At 44.9% G+C, this 19741-nt stretch carries 19 protein-coding genes; 17 read left to right on the forward strand and 2 right to left on the reverse strand.

Annotation, left to right across the window (positions count from 1 at the left end):
- The first annotated feature begins 234 nt into the window (after positions 1-234).
- The 5 genes from G596_RS0113885 (at position 235) to G596_RS23945 (ending at position 5577) form a co-directional block, all read left to right on the forward strand.
- Positions 235-609 carry a YccF domain-containing protein gene (locus tag G596_RS0113885; protein ID WP_022762440.1) on the forward strand — a complete coding sequence of 125 codons (375 nt, stop codon included), beginning with the start codon at positions 235-237 and terminating at the stop codon, positions 607-609.
- A gap of 218 nt (positions 610-827) precedes the next feature.
- A complete protein-coding gene (locus G596_RS0113890) occupies positions 828-1931 on the forward strand; it encodes a hypothetical protein (protein ID WP_022762441.1) in 1104 nt (367 codons plus the stop codon).
- 28 nt (positions 1932-1959) lie between these two features.
- Positions 1960-2787, forward strand: a complete 828-nt coding sequence (locus G596_RS0113895) for a hypothetical protein (RefSeq protein WP_022762442.1) — start codon at positions 1960-1962, stop codon at positions 2785-2787.
- A gap of 161 nt (positions 2788-2948) precedes the next feature.
- Positions 2949-4265 carry a GGDEF domain-containing response regulator gene (locus G596_RS0113900; RefSeq protein WP_022762443.1) on the forward strand — a complete coding sequence of 439 codons (1317 nt, stop codon included), beginning with the start codon at positions 2949-2951 and terminating at the stop codon, positions 4263-4265.
- 28 nt (positions 4266-4293) lie between these two features.
- Complete coding sequence (locus G596_RS23945) at positions 4294-5577, forward strand: putative bifunctional diguanylate cyclase/phosphodiesterase (RefSeq protein ID WP_022762444.1); 1284 nt, start codon at positions 4294-4296, stop codon at positions 5575-5577.
- Positions 5578-5704: 127 nt separating this feature from the next.
- Here G596_RS23945 and G596_RS24945 read toward each other — a convergent pair whose 3' ends face one another.
- A complete protein-coding gene (locus G596_RS24945; RefSeq protein ID WP_022762445.1) occupies positions 5705-5869 on the reverse strand; it encodes a hypothetical protein in 165 nt (54 codons plus the stop codon).
- Between the two features lie 378 nt (positions 5870-6247).
- On the opposite strand from G596_RS24945, the gene acpP reads away from it, so the two are divergent.
- The 11 genes from acpP (at position 6248) to G596_RS0113965 (ending at position 15437) form a co-directional block, all read left to right on the forward strand.
- The gene (gene acpP / locus G596_RS0113915) at positions 6248-6475 is read left to right on the forward strand and encodes an acyl carrier protein (protein ID WP_026499145.1); all 228 of its coding nucleotides are present in this window, start codon (positions 6248-6250) and stop codon (positions 6473-6475) included.
- A gap of 13 nt (positions 6476-6488) precedes the next feature.
- Positions 6489-7337, forward strand: coding sequence for an acetyl-CoA carboxylase, carboxyltransferase subunit beta (accD, locus tag G596_RS0113920; RefSeq protein WP_022762447.1), 849 nt, complete (start codon positions 6489-6491; stop codon positions 7335-7337).
- A 72-nt stretch (positions 7338-7409) separates the two neighbouring features.
- Positions 7410-8414, forward strand: coding sequence for an acetyl-CoA carboxylase carboxyltransferase subunit alpha (locus tag G596_RS0113925; protein WP_022762448.1), 1005 nt, complete (start codon positions 7410-7412; stop codon positions 8412-8414).
- Positions 8415-8418: 4 nt separating this feature from the next.
- Complete coding sequence (locus tag G596_RS0113930; protein ID WP_026671349.1) at positions 8419-9387, forward strand: beta-ketoacyl-ACP synthase III; 969 nt, start codon at positions 8419-8421, stop codon at positions 9385-9387.
- Positions 9388-9413: 26 nt separating this feature from the next.
- Positions 9414-10313 (forward strand): DUF561 domain-containing protein, encoded by a 900-nt coding sequence (locus G596_RS0113935; RefSeq protein WP_022762450.1) that lies wholly within the window; start codon positions 9414-9416, stop codon positions 10311-10313.
- Positions 10310-11263, forward strand: a complete 954-nt coding sequence (gene fabD, locus G596_RS0113940; RefSeq protein ID WP_022762451.1) for an ACP S-malonyltransferase — start codon at positions 10310-10312, stop codon at positions 11261-11263. The genes G596_RS0113935 and fabD overlap by 4 nt, the downstream gene beginning before the upstream one ends.
- A 29-nt stretch (positions 11264-11292) precedes the next feature.
- Positions 11293-12030: a 3-oxoacyl-[acyl-carrier-protein] reductase gene (gene fabG, locus G596_RS0113945; protein ID WP_022762452.1), complete on the forward strand. Its 738-nt coding sequence runs from the start codon at positions 11293-11295 to the stop codon at positions 12028-12030.
- Positions 12031-12059: 29 nt separating this feature from the next.
- Positions 12060-13334, forward strand: a complete 1275-nt coding sequence (gene fabF / locus G596_RS0113950; protein WP_022762453.1) for a beta-ketoacyl-ACP synthase II — start codon at positions 12060-12062, stop codon at positions 13332-13334.
- A gap of 83 nt (positions 13335-13417) precedes the next feature.
- Positions 13418-13873: a 3-hydroxyacyl-ACP dehydratase FabZ gene (gene fabZ, locus G596_RS0113955; RefSeq protein ID WP_044928720.1), complete on the forward strand. Its 456-nt coding sequence runs from the start codon at positions 13418-13420 to the stop codon at positions 13871-13873.
- A 36-nt stretch (positions 13874-13909) separates the two neighbouring features.
- Positions 13910-14374 carry a MarR family winged helix-turn-helix transcriptional regulator gene (locus G596_RS0113960; RefSeq protein ID WP_022762455.1) on the forward strand — a complete coding sequence of 155 codons (465 nt, stop codon included), beginning with the start codon at positions 13910-13912 and terminating at the stop codon, positions 14372-14374.
- Between the two features lies 1 nt (position 14375).
- On the forward strand, positions 14376-15437 hold the full coding sequence (locus G596_RS0113965; RefSeq protein ID WP_022762456.1) for an NAD(P)H-dependent flavin oxidoreductase: 1062 nt from the start codon (positions 14376-14378) through the stop codon (positions 15435-15437).
- Positions 15438-15517: 80 nt separating this feature from the next.
- Here G596_RS0113965 and G596_RS0113970 read toward each other — a convergent pair whose 3' ends face one another.
- On the reverse strand, positions 15518-17998 hold the full coding sequence (locus G596_RS0113970) for a methyl-accepting chemotaxis protein (RefSeq protein ID WP_022762457.1): 2481 nt from the start codon (positions 17996-17998) through the stop codon (positions 15518-15520).
- Positions 17999-18176: 178 nt separating this feature from the next.
- Here G596_RS0113970 and G596_RS0113975 point away from each other — a divergent pair, with 178 nt between their 5' ends.
- Entirely contained in the window at positions 18177-19739 is a 1563-nt protein-coding gene (locus tag G596_RS0113975) for a sensor histidine kinase (RefSeq protein ID WP_022762458.1), read from the forward strand.
- Positions 19740-19741 lie beyond the last annotated feature (2 nt).

Genomic DNA, 19741 nt, shown 5'->3' on the forward strand with positions numbered 1-19741 from the left:
AACCCTGAAATGACTGAAAAAGAAGCTTTTGAAGAAGCAAAAAAGGTATTGAGCAACTAAATCATTTTTATAGTGAGAAGAGCCGGCGTGAAGTAGATTCATGCCGGCTTTTACTATGTGATTGAATTATAAAATCAGCCCATTTTTCATAATGTGATAATTCTGTGATAGAAGACCTGATAATATCATCTCAGATAAAACAAAGGTGTGTTTCACAGAAAGGAAGAAATGGTTATGAGAATTTTTGGAAATATATTATGGATGTTATGTGGTGGACTTTTTAGTGCAATACTTTGGTTTGTAGTTGGGTGTCTTTATTGCATTACATTGATTGGAATCCCGATCGGAGTACAGTGCTTCAAGATAGCAGGACTTACACTTAATCCTTTTGGGCAGGAAATAAAAAGTGAGGGCGGGCCGGTTTCATTCCTTCTGAACGTATGGTGGTTCTTCTTTGGCGGCATGGAGCTTGCATTGGCAAATTTCATTATCGGAGTACTCCTTTGCATCACAATCATAGGAATACCTTTTGGAAAACAGTTCTTTAAGCTGGCAGCACTTTCACTTGCTCCCTTTGGAACTGAGGTTCAAAGAGTACATTTTGCTTAATTATTGAAAAAAGCATACGAGATGGAAAGAATAATAAATCAGTCTTGAAATGTTAAATTTCCCTAAAAAAGAGTGCACTAAGGTGGTGCACTCTTATTTTTTATATTTTTATGACGATATAATTGATAAGTGAAGTTATGTGCATTTTATGTACGGATTATCGTAATTTATAATTTTATGGAGTTGTAAACATAACACTTGATTACGGGGGATACTTAATGACGAGAATATCTATAAAAAGGTATTTCTGTTATATTTTGGTGCTGTTAGTATTACTGATGGCATTCTTTTTATGTCGTTTTAATCTCTTCGTTAAGGCTGCTTCAAGCAGTAACATCAATCCACAGAATGCAACGAATATTTCGGTCAATGGGTCAAACGAAACAGGAAGTGCAACACTTGGAACAGAATACTGGTATAGCTTTCAGGCGCCTACCGGAAATGTATGGGTGATAGCAAGGCTGACAGGCTCTCAGACAGCAGGTGTAATGCAGATGGATATTCTGGATGAGCAGTTAAATGTGGTTAAGTCAAGTTATACACATACAGGAAACCATCTTGCAGAGATTGTGTGTAGGATGGAATTCCAGGGAGTTGGCAGTAAAGATACATACATGCCTAAGCTTCTGGAGGAAAAGAATTACTATATTCGAATAAGCGGTACCGGGACATATACGTTGAACCTAAATAGCTATGCAGATGATTTTTATGGTGATTTTGATATGGCAACACCGTTAACGGCAGGGGCGACACAAACAGTCGGAATGCTTGAACGCGACGATGACATAGACAGTTTTTATTTTGAAGTTCCCAATAATATGAGTTATAAGGTAACTATTGTAGCTACTAAAAAGATGGATACCAGGATAGCTGATGACAATGATTATACAATCGACAGCAATAGCCTGAGGGTATTAAGAGACAACGGAACAGCTGAATATACGATGTCAGGCTACCAAATCCGGCGATATTTCTTTTTATCCGGAAAAGGCGGTACACAATACAAAATAAGTGTTGATATAAATAATGACGATTCACAGCTGGGACTATGGACAAGCGTTTCAGCAAGTACAGGAAGCAGATATATTACCGTTAATACACTAAAAGGCGCAAAAATCAGTATTATCGTAAAAAAGGGATCAAAAAATAAAAAGATCAAAATAAGATACAAAAAGAAGAAAAAGACTAAGATTTCACTTACTCAGAAAAAAGAAACTCAAACATACACGTTAACAAGAAATTTAAAACCCGGTGATGTAGTAATAGTCACAGCAACCAAGAAACGATATAAAGAGTTCAATTATAAAAAGAAATGTAAGTGAGGTAAATACTGCCAGGAATGGAGGGGGAATGAAAAGACGACTTCGTAATTTCATAATAATTCTTTTGGTTATAGTATTGTTCAACTGTTCTGCATTAAACTCAAATGCTGCTTTTAATGATCTGAAGAAGAGCGGATGTAGCTTTAATTTCACAAAGGGCTCCTGGATAACGGTGTATTCGCAAGTACCGGGGAAAAAAGGACTTTCCAAGTTTTATGCAAAGATTACCAAGTTTCGAATGAGTGAATATCCCTCATCTTCCGGGACTTCAAGCTCATCTTCTCAGTCTACGGATTCGACTATGACAGTGATAATGACAATACAGGTGCAGAATCCCAAAAAGCCTTCGAAGAAGATGGCTAAAAAGCTGATAAATTCAGGACATGATTTTATAGACTATCTTGATGTTGTGGTTGTGGACAAAAGTACCGGAGAGAATTTAAATACTGCAGAAACGTCTGAAGAAGGAACAAATTATCATGCAGTAAATGTTACTGAGACTGAATGGAAAGGTTTGAAGCCACAGAAAATGTCCTGGTCGGACGGAACTGTTTATCAGTATTATGTTTCTTACGTCAAGACAATTGTTATAAAGTTTCCATCCAACTATACAAAAACTTGTGTTGGAATATGCGGAACACACGTCGGCGATTATGAAAAGATGACAGACTGGAATGAGGGATTTATCGAGGGATATACGGTATTATCCGATACAACCCATGTTAAGCTTGGAAGTAAGAAGAAGACCTCTCAGCTTTCGCATTTTATAAATATCAAGAAACCGAAACAGGCTCAGTCGACTAGTGGTAATAATTCAAATAATACCACGCCATATAGATGGGGATTCAATAGATAAAAAATAGCGACGTGAACTAAGATATATCAGATATATCTTGCTTCCGTCGCTAATCTTATATTAATAAACGATAAACAATCATAAAAAATTCGTATATCGCCGCATTTTTAGCAATTAGTCGCGTATAATGATATTAGGTATGATTTATACGCGAGGTTTTTATGAAAAAAATCCTGATCGTAGATGATGAAAGAATTACACTGCGAATGACGCAGCATATACTCGCTTCTCAATATGACACAATTTGTGTGACATCAGGAAGTGAGGCCATTGAGGCATACAAACGTGAGAGACCTGACATGATCCTCACGGATCTTCATATGCCCGGAATGAGCGGCTTTGAGCTTCAGAATACACTTCAGGACCAGTATGCCGAACATATTCCGGTTATGTTTATGACTGCTGATGCCGACGAGGAGACGGAAGGAAAAGGCTTTGAGCAGGGTGCGGTTGACTTTATCAGAAAACCGTTTAGGGCAGATGTACTGCTTAAGCGTGTAGAAAACATCTTGAACCATGTGGAGCAGATTCAGGGACTTAAGGCAGCAGCCGAGACAGATCCCATGACAGGACTCCTTAATAAAGCATCTTCGCAGACCGAGATTGGCGCCATGTGCAGAACCACACGCGGCGTTCTTATGATGATCGACCTGGACAGCTTCAAGCTTGTAAATGACCTCTACGGCCACAGCATGGGAGACAAGATCCTCATCAGATTTGCGGAGATAATAAGAGCAGCGATCAGAACCAACGATATCGCGGGCAGAATGGGCGGTGATGAGTTTATAGCTTTCTGTCAGAATATCCTGGATGAAAAAATCATCGCCGAAAAGACCAGATTTATCAATGAAGAACTCCTCAAATCCGCTAAGGAGTTTATGGGGGAGAATATGAATATTCCGCTTGGAGCTTCGGTTGGAGCGGTTCTTGCTCCCGAGGAGGGCACTGATTTTCTCACCTTATATAAAAAGGCTGATAAAGCTCTTTACGCAGTTAAGCAGAATGGAAAGCACGGACACAGCATGTTTGTGGATTCCGGTAAAAAAGAGGAAGAGCAGGTATCAGTCACTTCGGATATTGCTCAGGAAATGATGATTCTCGGGGAGCGTAACAAAGGAAAAGGCGCTTATTCACTTGACGGTGATCAGTTCAAGCTCATTTATCGATTTTTATGCAGAGTACAGGAGAATTATCAGGTTGGCAATCATTTCATAGTGTTTACCATAAGCCCCGAAAAAGAGGGAGAGACAAAGATTCCACAGGAAATCGGTGATGCCTTTTTTGAGGTGGTGAAAGATTCCTTAAGAGGGAGCGATGTAGTATCGCAGAACGGGAAGAACCATGTGAGATTGCTTTTACTGGAGTCAGAGGATGTGAACACTGACATGGTTATAAAGCGAATTATTAAAAATTGGAAGGCTAAGGATCCGGAAAGCAAGTACGTTATTACCTACGAGATGGAAATGGTAAAGGGATAGCCACATGTCGACGAACGGGGGTAAAAGTATGAGAGATGAGCAGATGATGCATTACCTGACGGGGCTCCCAAATGCAGGGGGATATATCAGGGAAATTGCAGAGCGCATCAATCAGGGGACTATCACAAATTACACAGCTTTCTATTTCAATCTGAAGGGTTTTGGCAACATCAATGGCAGATACGGAATGGAGTGCGGCAATAAGGTTTTAGTCCAGTTTACTGAAAAAGTGAAGGATTTTCTTTTGGATGATGAGATATTGGGACATCTGGGAGGAGATAATTTTGTCGCGCTCATAAATAAGGAGAGGAAGGAAAAATTCTGCCGCCTTTTGAACGGAATAGAAGTTTATCTGGAAAATGATATCAAGCTGAAAATCCAATCGACAATAGGACTTTGGGATATCGAGGAGACTTTCGATGATCCCGGAGATGCCATCGGCAGACCATCCGTAGCGCTTCAGCATGCAAAACATGTGCTGCACGTGCCTGTCGTAAAGGTGACCGATGCGATGCTCAAAAAGGTTGCCAGCAATAAGGAGGTTTTGGAAAAATACCAGAGTGCGCTTGAAAACAGAGAGTTTCTTGTTTTCTATCAGCCGAAGGTGGATTCCAGGACCAACACGCTTGTTGGTGCAGAGGGACTTGTCAGATGGAAGCATGGCGGAGAGATGGTTTCACCCGGTGTTTTCATCCCACCGCTTGAAGAGAACGGCGAGATAGTGCTGCTTGATTACTATGTGCTTCGCCGCGCCTGCGAGGATATTAAAAGATGGGTAGAAGAGGGGCTCACACCCGTACCTATCTCGGTCAATTTTTCAAGAAAAGACCTGCTGGACGTTGATCTGGCAGAGAATATAGACAGGATCATTACAAACTCCGGAATTGATAAGAAGTTCATCGAGGTTGAGGTTACAGAGACTGTGGACGAACAGGAGCACGGTGAACTATCCAAGTTCATCAAAGATCTGTATGACCGCGGAATTATGACCGCAATTGACGACTTTGGAGCAGGATATTCTTCTCTTGCAACACTTCGTGAATTCCAGGTGCACACTCTGAAAATCGACCGTTCATTTATCAATACCGATGAATTTTCATGGAAGGATGAGGTAATTCTAAAGGATATCATCCACATGGCTTTGGGGCTGGGAATGAACGTCGTCACCGAGGGTGTCGAGAGATCTGATCAGCTCGAATTTATAAACAAGGTTGGATGCTTTGTTATTCAGGGATTCTTCTACGACAGACCACTGCCGGTGGAGGAATTTGAGGAGAGACTGAAGAATAAGGTTTATCCCAAGAAGGAATGAACATAATAAAAGAACCTGTACTTCGCGGGGGTACAGGTTCTTGTTTATTTTAAATTTCCCTGCGCTCTGTGGACTGATCTTATTGTTCTCTGACTGCCGAGCTCCGGATTTGTTATATTCTTTTTAATTACCAAACGAAAGTAACTGCTTCTGCTACGTCTTCTGTGATTGTGTTGTCTTTTACGAGTTTCTTAAGCCATTTCTCCAGGTCGTCTACCTTGTGTGCTGTCTCTATGAAGTGAATACTTTTTCCATTTACATCTTTTGCAAGAAACAATTCGTACATATACATAAGTCATTTACCTCCGTAAAACTCTTGTGATTTGTTTCATGCGTTCGGCCGTTTGTGCATGTTTTTTGTTGTTCACTAATATTATCGATATGGGAATATGAAAAGTTTATAGCTAGAACAAATGTTTTTAACTTTCATTTTAGGGCGATTTCAGTTGAAAATTATATTCGGAGGAGGGTGTCTTGATAGGTCGAGAAATGCAAAAGAACCTGTACTTCATGCAATAAAGAAGTACAGGTTCTTTTTTGATGCAATGAGAAACGTTTTTGGGATTTTGAAAAAATGACACCGAAAACATATTGACAAACGGAAACTTGCACGCTATTATTTCAAAGTAATTTAGTTAAAAAGAATTTAGTTAAAATGGAGAAAACAAAAATGACATTCGAGGAAATCAAGGAACTTATAGCAGAAATTCTTGCAGTAGATGAGGACAAGATCACAAAGGACTCAAAGCTCATCGACGATCTTGGAGCTGATTCACTCAGCGTTGTGGAACTTCACATGGAAATCGAGGAGAGACTTGGCGTGAAGATTCCCGATGAGGAAGTTGCAAATCTTAAGACTGTTCAGGACGTGCTGACTGCAATCGAAGCACACAAATAATAGGAGGTCTGCGATGGGGACTTTTCTTGATACGTTATCTTTTCCTGCAAGAGTCAGGAAGGATATTGGAGAGGTTTTCCTGAAAAAAGATAAGGAGCCGGTTTTCATAACCTGCAAATCCTGCAACAGACGTGCCCTTAAGAGGGACTGGCAGGAGAACTTCTATGTATGCCCTGTGTGTGGCAATTACAGACCGATAGGGGCTTACTACAGACTCTCACTCATCCTCGACAAGGGAACCTTCAGGGAACTCAACGAGGACATGACGGCGAAGGATCCGATGGGCTTTCCGGAGTACAAGGATAAGCTTAAGGGTCAGATGCAGAAGACCGGACTTCCCGAAGCAGCTGTTACAGCGACAGGGAAAATCGGTGGCCATAAGGTAGTGTGCGCAGTTTTGGACAGCCGCTTCTTTATGGGAAGTATGAGCAGTACTGTGGGTGAGAAGGTGACAAGGGCAATTGAGTATGCCACTGAAAAAAAGCTTCCGCTAATCATCTTTTCAGCCAGCGGCGGTGCCAGAATGCAGGAGGGTATCTATAGCCTTATGCAGATGGCAAAGACCGCAGCGGCAATTGAGGAGTTTAACGCAGCGGGAGGACTTTACATAAGCTTTCTTACACATCCCACAACCGGCGGCGTTACGGCGAGCTTTGCATCCCTCGGTGATATCACCCTGGCCGAGCCCGGCGCACTCATCGGATTTGCGGGGCCAAGAGTAATTGAGCAGACTATCCACAAAAAGCTGCCCAAGGGCTTCCAGCGAAGCGAATACCTTGAGGCACACGGTTTTGTGGACAGAATCGTTCCCAGAAGCGAGATGAGAGATACGCTCCTGCAGCTGATCGAACTGCATGCCTAAAGACAGCAACAATAAATGCCTTCCCCCTGGGGGGGGAAAGGTGGCGCGAAGCGACGGATGAGGGGGTAACCCATGATACAAAAAGTTCTAACCAAAATAGACAAACTCGACGCAAAAATCTCTTCCCTTGAACAGAGGGCAATCGGCGCGACAAAAGCGCTTGTAAAGGAGTCCTTAAAAGCGCCCGATGTCCTTAGAGACACCAGGGAAGATTACGAAGCCTGGTCCGAGAGTGAAGATGAGCTTGATAAGCTCAAGGACATGCGCGATCACTTCCTTAGCGAATGTGAGAATCTCACACCTGATGAAAAGGTCTTTCTTGCAAGACATCCTAAGAGACCGCATATTGATGATTTCATCGGCGGACTTTTTACGGATTTCTTCGAGCAAAAGGGCGATCATCTCTTTGATGAGGACAAGAGTATTTACGGAGGAATTGCCAGATTCCACGGAATACCCGTGACGGTAGTGGGGCATATGAAGGGACACACCATGGAGGAAAACATGGAGTACAACTTCGGAATGCCTTGCCCCGAAGGATATCGCAAGGCTCTTAGAATAATGAACCAGGCTGAAAAATTCGGAAGACCGATCATTACTTTTATTGATACGCCCGGAGCTTATCCCGGACTTGAGGCTGAGGAGCACGGACAGGGCGAAGCCATCGCAATGAATCTTGCGAAGATGAGCCAGTACCATGTTCCGGTAATTTCAGTCGTTACAGGTGAGGGCAATTCAGGCGGAGCCCTTGCAATAGGCGTTGCAAACAAGGTTTTGATGCTTGAAAATGCGGTTTATTCCATTTTGAGTCCCGAAGGGTTTGCCAGCATTCTGTGGAAGGATGCTGAGAGACACAAGGAAGCCTGCAAGCTCATGAAGCTCACGGCAGACGACCTCTATGAGGCAGGAGTTGCCGATGAGATTGTAAAGGAACCTGTGGGGGGAGCGCAGAGAAATTATGGTGAAGTTTTCAAAAATCTGGACCGCGTCCTCTATTCAACCCTGAAGGAGCTGATGACACTGTCGCCATCCGGCTGCAAGAGACAAAGACTTGAGAAATACAGGAAGATCGGATGAGGTTATGAAAAATATTGAAATAATATCTACCGGAAGGGCTGTGCCCTCGAAGGTCGTTACCAACGATGATCTTGCGAAAATCGTGGACACCAACGATGAGTGGATAAGCACCAGAACCGGGATTCGTGAGAGACGCTTTTGCGGCGAGGAAGAAAGTGCGACCACTCTCGCAGTGGAGGCGGCAAGAAAAGCTCTTGAAGCTTCGCAGCTTGCACCATCCGATATCGGGGCATGCATCTGCGCCACAATTTCCGGTGACTATGCCACTCCAAGCATGGCATGTTTGGTTCAAAGAGAGCTCGGCTTAAGGGAGCCTATACCCACACTTGATGTGAATGCTGCCTGCAGCGGCTTTTTATACGGAATCGAGGTTGCAAGGGGACTGCTGAATGGCTGCGGTGAAAAGTATGCACTTGTTGTCGGCTGTGAACAGCTCTCAAAGCTTCTTGATATGACGGACAGAAGTACCTGCGTCCTCTTCGGAGACGGCTCGGGGGCTGCGATCGTAAGACTCTCGGAGGATGCGACTTACGCATCGACGCTTGGAGCAAGAGGCGGCTTTGAGATAAATGTCGAAGGCGCGGGACACGGTACCAGCCACATCCACATGCAGGGACAGGAAGTTTTCAAGTTCGCAACATCGATCATACCGGTTTGCATCAGGCAGCTTCAGGAAAAGAGCGGCCTTTCGGTGGAGGATGTAAGCAGAGTGGTTTGCCATCAGGCTAACGAAAGGATTATCGATTCTGTTGTCAGAAGGATGAAGGCAGATCCCGACAAGTTTTACAAAAACATGGACCGCTTCGGCAATACAAGCGCGGCTTCGGTGCCGATCGCACTCGACGAGCTTGTGGAAAAAGGAGACATCAAGGCCGGAGACATGCTGATGATGGTTGGCTTTGGCGCAGGCCTCACCTGGGCCGGAGCAGTGATTCGATATATGCCTTCCCCTAGGGGGGAAGGTGGCGCGTAGCGCCGGATGAGGGGAGGAGAACCTTTATGAAAAAAATCAATGAAATCCTGGGCACGGAGTTCCCCATAATCCAGGGCGGCATGGCGAACATCGCAACAGGCTCTTTTGCTGCAGCCTGCTCAAATGCCGGAGCCCTCGGACTTATCGGCGTCGGTGGGATGAATCCCAAGATGCTCAGGGAAGAGATAAGAATTTGCAAGAGTAAGACAGACAAGCCGTTTGGCGTGAACATAATGCTGATGCATCCCGATGCGGACGAATTTGCTGATATCGTGGTGGAGGAGGGCGTCAAGGTAGTGACTACCGGCGCCGGCAATCCCAGCAAGTACATGGAAAAATGGAAGGCTGCGGGCATAACGGTTATCCCCGTTGTGGCGGCTCCTATCCTTGCAAAGCACCTGGAAAAAGCAGGTGCGGACATGATCATCGCAGAGGGCTGTGAGAGCGGCGGCCACGTGGGGGAGATGACCACAATGACACTGGTCCCTCAGACCGTTGACGCGGTTAATATCCCTGTTATCGCAGCCGGCGGAATCGCCGACAAGAGACAGGTCAAGGCAGCCTTTGCACTCGGAGCCAGCGGAATCCAGGTGGGGACATGTCTTCTTGCAAGCGATGAATGTCCTATACATGAAAACTACAAGAATGCCGTTATCAAAGCCAAGGGCACAGATGCGGTTGTGACAGGAAGAATCGGCGGGACACCGGTCAGAGTTCTCAAGAACAAGATGACTCGCGAATACATCAAGCAGGAGAAGGCGGGAGCAGATATGCTCACCCTGGAAAAATTCACTCTTGGAAGCCTTCGCAGAGCCGTTTTTGAAGGCGATACCGATACGGGAAGTCTCATGGCGGGTCAGACCTGCGGACAGGTTAAGGAAATCAAACCGGTTAAGAAAATTTTAGAGGAGCTGATGGAAGAATGAAAACTGCATTTTTATATGCGGGCCAGGGGAGCCAGCACAAAGGAATGGGCGAGGATCTCTACCGCGATTTCGAAGAATTCAGAGGAGTTTATGACAATGCAAAGACCTCTTTTGATCTTAAAAAGATGTGTTTCGAAGATCCGGACGGAAACCTCTCAAAGACAGGCTACACACAGCCCTGCATGGTTGCCTTTGCATCCGGAGTTACCGCAATTTTAAATAAATATGGCAAAAAGCCCGACTATCTTGCGGGACTCTCCCTCGGTGAGTACTCAGCTCTTCAGGCAGCAGGCGTCTGGGATTCAGGAAAAGCCATAAGCCTTGCTGCTTTCAGAGGCGAAGCCATGACCAAGGCTGCAGAGGGTGTTGAGTCAGCTATGACAGCGGTTATGGGACTTTCCGAAGAGGAACTGCAGGCCTGTGTCGACAAGGCATCAGAGGAAAGCTCGAATGGCAACGACGGACTTGTTTCCATCTGCAACGACAACTGCCCCGGACAGATTGTTATAGGCGGCGAGAAGAAGGCAGTTGAGAGAGCAACTGAGCTTGCAAAGGAATGCGGCGCCAAAAGATGCATTCCGCTTAATGTCAGCGGACCTTTTCACACAAAATATATGAGCAGCGCCGGCGATGCACTAAAGAAATATTTCAGTGATATTGAATTCGGAAAAGAGCAGATTCCTGTGGTTTTCAACGTTACAGGACGTGAGAAATCAGAGGCGGAAACCGTCGAAGACTTGCTTGTAAAGCAGGTTCAGAGCGGCGTTAAGATGACACAGACAATCAAGTACCTTTTGGATAAGGGCGTAAGACGCTTCGTCGAGATCGGCCCCGGAAAGGCACTCACAGGCTTTGTTAAGCGCACAGCCAAGGAAATGCAGGTAGATGATATCGAATGCATCACACTTGAAACCTCCGAAGATATAAAGAATTTCCTTGAGATGGCGTGAGGCGAAGGCTTAGAGACAGAGGACAGGATATGGCAAGAACAGTAATAGTTACCGGCGCGAGTCGCGGAATAGGACGTGAGATTGCGCTGGAATTTTCAAAAAAAAATTACAATGTTGTTATCAGCTATGCCGGTAATGACGAAGCCGCAAAAAAGGCCGAGAGCTTCTGCAGAGAATGCGGAGCTTTGGATGTAACCCTTTTCAAGGGGGATATCTCCGATGAAAATGTGGCTGAGAATCTCGTGAAGGAGACGCTTGAAAAGTACGGACAGGTGGACGTTCTTGTCAACAATGCGGGAATAACCAGAGACGGACTTATTGCAAGAATGAGCACGGAGGATTTTGACAAGGTTATTTCCACAAACCTCCGCGGTGCATTTTTGATGAGCAGATTTGTTACGAAGCCCATGATGAAAAATCGTTACGGAAGAATAATAAACATCTCCAGCGTAGTCGGAGTTCACGGAAATCCCGGACAGGCCAACTACTGCGCAAGTAAGGCCGGACTTATCGGAATGACCAAGAGCGTGGCAAAAGAGCTTGCTTCCAGAAATATCACAGTCAATGCAGTGGCGCCGGGAATGATCGCGACCGACATGACAGGTGCACTAAGCGATGCTCAGAAAGAGAACATAAACGCGCAGATTCCTGCGAAGAGAATGGGCGAGCCAAAGGACATTGCAAATGCGGTTGTTTTCCTTGCTGATGAAAACAGCAGTTACATCACAGGGCAGGTGCTCGGAGTAGACGGAGGAATGGGTGCGTAGGAGCAGAACTTCCTTAGAAAGAGGTAAAGATGAAAAGACGAGTTGTAGTAACCGGCATCGGCACCGTTAATCCCACGGGAAACAGCGTTGCGGAGAGCTGGGACAGCATTAAAAACGGAAAGATCGGAATCGGAGAGATTACCTGCTTTGATACCGAGGGCTATAAGGTGAAGGTGGCCGCAGAGGTCAAGGATTTTGATCCGACAGGAAAAGTTGATAAGAGAGAACTTCGCCACACCGCAAGATTTACACTCCTTGCACAGTGTGCGGCTGAAGAAGCCATAAAAGATTCGGGACTTTGTAAAAGCGCGGAAGGCGACTACAGCTACGATACACCGGTATCGGAGATTGCAGCTGACAGATGCGGAGTCATCATTTCAAGCGGAATCGGCGGTCTTGATGAGATTGAAAAGAATCACAGCAAGTCACTCGATAAGGGCAACGGATTTGTAAGTCCTTTCTTTGTGCCCATGTCCATTACAAATATGGCAGCTGCCCGCATAGCGATTGCTCACGGCTTTAAAGGTATGTGTACCTGTCCCGTAACAGCCTGCGCAGGTGGCAGTAACGCAATCGGAGATGCTTTCTTCAGAATCAGGGATGGCTACGAGGATGCCATGATCTGTGGAGGTACCGAGAGTTCAATAACGCCTCTTGGAATCGCAGGATTCCAGAACATGAAGGCTCTTTCAGAGACTACAGATCCCGCCCGTGCAAGCATTCCTTTCGACAAGGACAGAAACGGATTTGTAATGGGTGAGGGAAGCGGAATTCTCGTGCTCGAGGAATATGAGCATGCGAAGAGCCGCGGAGCTCATATCTATGCGGAAATCGTTGGCTACGGTAGTAACTGCGACGCTTATCACATCACATCTCCCGCACCCGGCGGAGAGGGCGGCGCTGCCTGCATGAAGCTTGCAATAAAGGATGCTGGCATCACAGAAAGCGACATCGATTACATCAATGCACACGGTACCTCCACCAGCCTAAACGACAAATATGAGACAGCTGCGATTAAGACCGTGTTTGGTGAAAAAGCTAAGGACCTCTACGTATCTAGTACCAAGTCAATGACAGGTCACCTTCTCGGAGGTGCCGGCGGAGTTGAAGCGGTATTTTGCGTAAAAGCCCTTGAAGACAGTTTTGTTCCGCCAACAGCGAGTCTCAAAGAGACAGATCCCGAGATGGATCTCAACTACGTTCCCGGCAAAGGAATCGAGAAAGAACTTAACTACGTACTTAGCAACAGCTTGGGATTTGGCGGCCACAACGCCTGCCTGATTTTTAAAAAGTATGAACAATGAAGCCTTCCCCTTGGGGAAGAGATAATAAGAGCCTTCCCCTAGGGGGGAAGGTGTCAGCGGAGCTGACGGATGAGGGGAAGCCCATGGAAAAATTAGAAATACGCGAAACCAAAAATTCACTCACCGCCGAAGAGATAGCACAGATATTACCGCACCGCTATCCCTTCGCCCTGGTGGATAGAATCATAGATCACGAGCCCGGAGTGTGGGCCATCGGCAGAAAGTGCGTAAGCATGGATGAGCCCTTCTTCCAGGGACATTTCCCGGGAAAGCCCATCATGCCTGGAGTCCTCATAATTGAGGCACTTGCCCAGACAGGAGCCGTAGCAGCTCTTGCACTTCCGGAGAACAGAGGAAAGCTTGCACTTTTCGGCGGCATAAAAAATGCGCGCTTTAAAAGGCCCGTTACCCCGGGAGATGTGCTTGAACTTCGCTGTGAAATGGTCAGATGCAAAGGCCCTGTGGGTGTAGCGGAGGCCGAGGCACTCGTGGACGGTGTTACAGTAACGAAGGCAGAAATTACCTTCTCGATTGTGTGATATAATTGAGAAAAAATATTCAAAGGATTTCTGCCCATGTTTGATTATGCAATAAGTCATATTTATGACAAGCTCCGTCTTCATTTGTACATGAAGATATATTCACGTTTTGAAAATCGCGAGGCGACACTCTCAGCAGTTGAGACCTTCAGTATGGAGGTCATCATGGCGATGGAGGAGCCTACGGTTGCTCAGTTTGCTAAGATGCTTGATATCTCATCTCCGAATGCTGCGCACAGAGTCAAGTGTCTTGTAAATAAAGGCTATGTTGAGAAGGTTCAGTCCCCGGAGGACGGAAGAGAATTCCACCTTCGTCCCACTAAGAAGTATTTGGACTTCTGCAAAATCAATGAGGACTATCTCAAGATCATCATGAAAAGATGCGAAAAGCGCTTTTCCAAGGAGGACTTTGCGAAGCTCAACGAGATGCTGGATATCATCAACAATGAACTGATGCCGGAGCTTGACATAGAGGAGTTTAAAAAACAGTGGGGAAATTAAAATGAACATACGTGGTAAAGAGCTCGCCCATGGAATCATTCAGGGCGGAATGGGGGTTGGAGTATCCCTGTCATCACTTGCGGGTAGTGTCGCAAAGGAAGGCTGCATGGGAGTGATAAGCTCTGTGAACATCGGCTTTAATGAGCCGGATTTTATGGAAAATCCGTTTGAGGCAAATATTCGTGCACTTAAGGAGCACATCAAAAAAGCTAAGGAGATATCCAAAGGCAACGGCCTTATAGGTGTAAATATCATGGTTGCGGTAAGCCACTATGAGGAGACCGTGAAGGCAGCCATAGAAGCCGGAGCTGATGCGATCATATCCGGTGCAGGCCTTCCCCTTAAGCTGGCTGAACTTGTTAAGGGAAGCGATACACTCTTTGCACCTATCGTATCCAGCAAGAGAGCGGCAATGCTCCTTTGCAAAAGTTTTGTTAAAAAGGCCGGAATTCTCCCTGATTTTCTTGTTATAGAAGGCCATCAGGCCGGCGGACATCTCGGTTTTTCCGCTGACGATTTAAAAAGTGGCACCTGTCAGCCCAATCTCCAGATATTAAAAGAGGTTAAGGAAGCGATAAAACCCTTTGAGGAGGAGTTTAAAGAGAAGATTTACGTCTTTCTCGGCGGTGGAATTTTTGACAGTAAAGATGTAAAGGAAGCTACTGAAGCAGGCGCCGACGGAGTTCAGATAGGAACCCGCTTCATTGCCACAAAGGAATGTGATGTGGACGAAGCCTTCAAGCAGGTGATTGTCGATTCCAAAGAGGAAGATATCCGCATCATAAAAAGCCCTGTGGGAATGCCTGCCAGAGCGATTTACACACCTCTCTTACAAAAACTTGATGAGGGAAAATCCTTCCTTGCAAAGAAGTGCAACAGCTGCTTAACAGCTTGTCCCAAGGGCGACAACATCCCCTATTGCATAAGCAGAGCACTCATCGCTGCTGCCCACGGAAATAAGGAAGAAGGCCTCTTTTTCTGCGGGGAGAACGCTCCCAGAGTAAAGGACATAGTAACTGTAAAAGAATTGATTGATGAACTGACATGCGTGCAGCCACTGTAAAAAACTACAGTGGCTGCTTTTACGTGCGCTGTCAGCACGTTTTATGGAGAAGATAATAATGAAAATTGTCTGTTCAATAATTATTTAAAGAACTCAAGATCTTCTTTTAGTTCATCTGCAAGCCGCTTAAGTTCTACGGAAGCATCCGCAAGTCTTGCTGTTTCTTTGTTGAGTTCTGCCATGGAGCTTGAGGTTGTTTCTGCGGAGGCGGCATTTTCCTGAGATATCGCGGACAGATTCGTCATAAGATCAACGACTGTCTCTCCGGAGGTCTCACAGGATTTGGCCTGATCAAGTACATCCACAACAGATTCCTTGGTGAAATCGATGCCGATACTTACGTCTTCGAATATGTTGCTGGTTTCATCAATACTGGTTTTCTGTTCGTCAATAAGCTCTGTCACTTCATTGATAGTAGCGACGGTCTTATTAGACTCCTCGGAAAGGTTATGAATTATATCTTCTATTATCTTAGTAGACTGATTGGTCTGATCAGCCAGATTTGAGATTTCGCTTGCAACTACCGCAAAGCCGCGTCCCGCATCACCTGCTCTTGCTGCTTCTATGCTGGCATTTAAAGACAAAAGGTTAATCTGGTCAGCAACAGATGCAATAAGGGATACAGCTTCCTGAATTTTTCCAACGGACTCATCGGTCTTGTGAACCTGTGAAACAATCCTTGTAAAGGCATCGGTGGTTGAATCACTGGAACGTGTCAGATTAGTCATGTTGCTATTGGCTTCTTTTCCGCTGGTACTCATGCTCTCAGATTTATCGGAGAGATTGGATACACTGTCAAGAATCTGCTGGATATTGCTTCTGATATCAACAACCTTCTGAGATGAAGTCTCGATATCCTTTGCCTGTTCTCCTGCGCCCTTTGAGATTTCACTTATTGTCTCACTGATTTCACCTGCAACCTGTTTGGTCTTTGAAGCACTTTCCTCCAGGTTGAGTCCTGTATCGGCGAGGATATCACTTACTTCCTTGACTTTATCGATTGTACCCTCAAGTGTATCCAGGAAGTTATTGAGACTTGAGGCAAAATCGGCAAATTCGTCTTTTCCTGAGTCATTTGCTCTTGAGGAGATTTTTCCGGAGGCAATCTCTTCAATAGCGGACTGGAAAGATTTAACACTCTTATTTATTCCAAGGCTGATGCGGCCAAGTATGATCAGCAGCACAACCACACTTATTATCAAAACGACGAGAATAATGACCGTCACACTGGATCTGACAGAATTCATATCATTTACTGCTTGCCCCTGAACACTTTCCGATAATTCTGAAAGAGCAGTGTTTATCGCAAGATTGTCGGTCTTAAGGGCAAGTGTCTGTTGGTCGGTTGTCTTTAGCTCCTCGAACAGAGCCTTTTTCGAATTAAGAAATCCTTGAGATATTTCCGCCAGAGAAGGATCTGTCGTATATTTCGGAATATTTTCCTCTATCTCTGCCATAAGAGCTTCGATATCCGAAAGATTTCCGGAAACATCTTTTCCCTCAACTACAAGCTTACTGTAAGTAGCCACCATGCTGTCGAGGTTTTCAAGCTCGGAAGCAAAGCCATAGACGCCTGAAATAGCGCCGCCGTATTTGTAGGCGACACCGGGAGTAATTATGGAAGGATCGATGTAAAGCTCATAATAAAGGTCGGGGTAGTTTTCCATATCATAGTCGACGACGGAAATAGCTGTTGAAACTTCTTCCCAGGTAGCATTTGCTTCATCGTATTTAGCGTTTACCTTAATTGCTGTTTCACCGCCGAAATCAGCGAGTTCTGCGCTTTCAAGACCATCCCCCGACATCTCAGCAATCTCCATCTGTGACAGATCAAGAGGGAGCTCCTCGGAGCCGTTCATAAGCTTGATGCTTTTGATATAGTAAGCGCCTTTATATGTAAAGGTTCCACCGACACGGAAAATCAGATTGTTACGCTTTCCTGCCTCAGGCAGAGCATACTTGTAAATCATTTTGGTATAGTTTTTACCGTCGACTGACACAGAGCTTCCGCCTTCACCGAAAGTGGCATCAATCCAGTGTATTTCAATCCAGTCGTTGTTGTTGACAAGACTTGTAAAACTGTCCGCAAGGTCCTGGCTGGATTTTGTATATTCCTGATATTTTCCCGCTGAAGATTCATAGCCGCGGGAGGAATGGATCTTCTTTAATTCGTTATAGTTAGATTTACTCTTATCTACATTGCTGATAATGGCTGAGATGGATTCCTGATACCCGGGACCTGCTATAGTTTGCAGTTTTCCGCTTTTTTGACCCATTTCATCAAGATTGGTGAGAGTGGCATCCAGGTAATTTTCATCAACATAATATTGGTAAAGCGCATCATTAGCCAGATTCTGCGCCTGAAGTACGTTTACTTCATCCACAAGAGATACAATTTCACTATTCTGAGCGTTCTTATTTATTGATGTAGCACCGACAACACCGATTATAAGAGCTGCCGCTATTCCAAGGACACCCATGAAAAGTATCTTACCTTTTACCGATTGAAAGAAATTTCCTTTACTGCCCGTTTTTTTGTTTGTGTTTCGAACCTTGCTCATAGTAATATACCCCCGTATAATATTGAGAAGTGAGTGCATATAATAAAGAATTGATAATTAATTGTATGCTATTAATATAAAAGTTAACAACGTATGGAAAGCTAAAAGTTTTCTAAAGAATTTGTTAAGTGAAGTACTGTAAAAAATAAATCAAAAATCAATATCTGCAGGGAATACAATGAAAAACAGAGTTCTATTTTTATACATAATCGTGGCTATAATACCGCTGCTGATCATGGACGTGGCGGCTCTCGGAGCCATCGTGAGATCTGAAAAGAGAGAAAGAATTCATGAGATGGAAAATGCCGCAAGCGCAATCCAGTACACGCTGGCGAATGAGCTGGATAGCGCGGATAAGTTGACTCAGAGTGTTTATACAAATAAATACATCTATGATTTCATCGACCGCCATTACCAGTCGGGACTTGAATACTATGAAGCGTATTACTCATTTTTCGAGGATACTCTTATCGACATGGTGGATGGGGCAAACAATATATCCTACACATTCTATGTGGACAATGACAGTATTATTAACGGAGCGCAGTTCCAGAGACTGGAGACAGCCGAGGGGCAAAGCTGGTATGAATATATAATGGCGAGCGGCAGAAAGCTCGGACTCATGTTTGACTATGGCGGAGCGATCACCAGCGTCAGGGAGGATGAGAGAAGAGTTTATTTCTATGAGATACTGGATATGTACGATCACAGATCCAGGAACCTTCTCCTTGTAAATATTGATTACAGCTATTTGAGCAAGCTTCTACAGAATACAAATTACGATCTGGACGTCTATGTCTGTGATGATGAAAAAATCCTCATGTCCAATAAGAGCGAGATAAATGCGGGAAAGCCTTATGAGAGTATTAAAACCCTTGAAAATATCGGCTATGTCAAGGAGTTCCAGGCGTTTAACCAGCAGCTCACAATCCGTGTTGCAAATAAAAACGGAATGGGACAGATGTGGATAAGCAGATGGGGAATGCAGCTTTTATTTCTTGTTATCATCAATATACTGCTTCCGATTTTCGTGATTTCGAGGATCAGCCGATTTGTATATTCCTACAGGCTCAGAGAGCAGGAGATGATTGTGACGAGGCAGCATGCGGAGCTACATGCGCTGCACAGCCAGATCAATCCGCACTTTCTTTTCAATGCTCTTGAGAGTATTCGCATGCACAGCATTATTAAGCAGGAGACCGAAACAGCGGAGATGGTTGAAAAACTGGCCAAGCTTCAGCGCCAGTACACCGAGTGGAACGAAGACAACATTTCGATAGAAAAGGAATTGTCCTTTGCGGAGAACTACCTTGGGCTTCAGAAGTACAGATTCGGAGACAGGCTTTCGTACTCAATTGAGGCGGATGATGATTGCAGAGCTTATCTGATACCGAAGCTTACTCTGGTTACTTTTGTTGAAAATGCATGCATTCACGGTATTGAAAACAAGAATAAAAACGGATGGATTTTTGTCCGCATATTCAAAAAGGATGAGAAGCTCATTATCGAAATAGAGGATACCGGAAGCGGAATGTCCGCTGAGGAGACGGAGACTCTTCTTCATAAGATGAGAGATGCCGATATGGAACTTTTGAATGAGCCGGGAAGAGTCGGCATTGTCAATGCGTGCCTTAGACTTAAGATGATGACCGATAACACTGTGGAATTCGAGCTTGAGTCCGAGGAGAGTGTTGGCACAATCGTTTCAATTGCGATTCCGATAGATAAGCTTATAAGCTGACA

This window comes from Butyrivibrio sp. AD3002 (genome assembly GCF_000420905.1).
Classification (GTDB): Bacteria; Bacillota; Clostridia; order Lachnospirales; family Lachnospiraceae; genus Butyrivibrio.

Bases quoted from the DNA above. Each gene is read 5' to 3' on its own strand.
- G596_RS0113885 (WP_022762440.1), top strand. From the start codon at position 235: ATGAGAATTTTTGGAAATATATTATGGATGTTATGTGGTGGACTTTTT.
- G596_RS0113890 (WP_022762441.1), top strand. From the start codon at position 828: ATGACGAGAATATCTATAAAAAGGTATTTCTGTTATATTTTGGTGCTG.
- G596_RS0113895 (WP_022762442.1), top strand. From the start codon at position 1,960: ATGAAAAGACGACTTCGTAATTTCATAATAATTCTTTTGGTTATAGTA.
- G596_RS0113900 (WP_022762443.1), top strand. From the start codon at position 2,949: ATGAAAAAAATCCTGATCGTAGATGATGAAAGAATTACACTGCGAATG.
- G596_RS23945 (WP_022762444.1), top strand. From the start codon at position 4,294: ATGAGAGATGAGCAGATGATGCATTACCTGACGGGGCTCCCAAATGCA.
- G596_RS24945 (WP_022762445.1), bottom strand. From the start codon at position 5,869: ATGTATATGTACGAATTGTTTCTTGCAAAAGATGTAAATGGAAAAAGT.
- acpP (WP_026499145.1), top strand. From the start codon at position 6,248: ATGACATTCGAGGAAATCAAGGAACTTATAGCAGAAATTCTTGCAGTA.
- accD (WP_022762447.1), top strand. From the start codon at position 6,489: ATGGGGACTTTTCTTGATACGTTATCTTTTCCTGCAAGAGTCAGGAAG.
- G596_RS0113925 (WP_022762448.1), top strand. From the start codon at position 7,410: ATGATACAAAAAGTTCTAACCAAAATAGACAAACTCGACGCAAAAATC.
- G596_RS0113930 (WP_026671349.1), top strand. From the start codon at position 8,419: ATGAAAAATATTGAAATAATATCTACCGGAAGGGCTGTGCCCTCGAAG.
- G596_RS0113935 (WP_022762450.1), top strand. From the start codon at position 9,414: ATGAAAAAAATCAATGAAATCCTGGGCACGGAGTTCCCCATAATCCAG.
- fabD (WP_022762451.1), top strand. From the start codon at position 10,310: ATGAAAACTGCATTTTTATATGCGGGCCAGGGGAGCCAGCACAAAGGA.
- fabG (WP_022762452.1), top strand. From the start codon at position 11,293: ATGGCAAGAACAGTAATAGTTACCGGCGCGAGTCGCGGAATAGGACGT.
- fabF (WP_022762453.1), top strand. From the start codon at position 12,060: ATGAAAAGACGAGTTGTAGTAACCGGCATCGGCACCGTTAATCCCACG.
- fabZ (WP_044928720.1), top strand. From the start codon at position 13,418: ATGGAAAAATTAGAAATACGCGAAACCAAAAATTCACTCACCGCCGAA.
- G596_RS0113960 (WP_022762455.1), top strand. From the start codon at position 13,910: ATGTTTGATTATGCAATAAGTCATATTTATGACAAGCTCCGTCTTCAT.
- G596_RS0113965 (WP_022762456.1), top strand. From the start codon at position 14,376: ATGAACATACGTGGTAAAGAGCTCGCCCATGGAATCATTCAGGGCGGA.
- G596_RS0113970 (WP_022762457.1), bottom strand. From the start codon at position 17,998: ATGAGCAAGGTTCGAAACACAAACAAAAAAACGGGCAGTAAAGGAAAT.
- G596_RS0113975 (WP_022762458.1), top strand. From the start codon at position 18,177: ATGAAAAACAGAGTTCTATTTTTATACATAATCGTGGCTATAATACCG.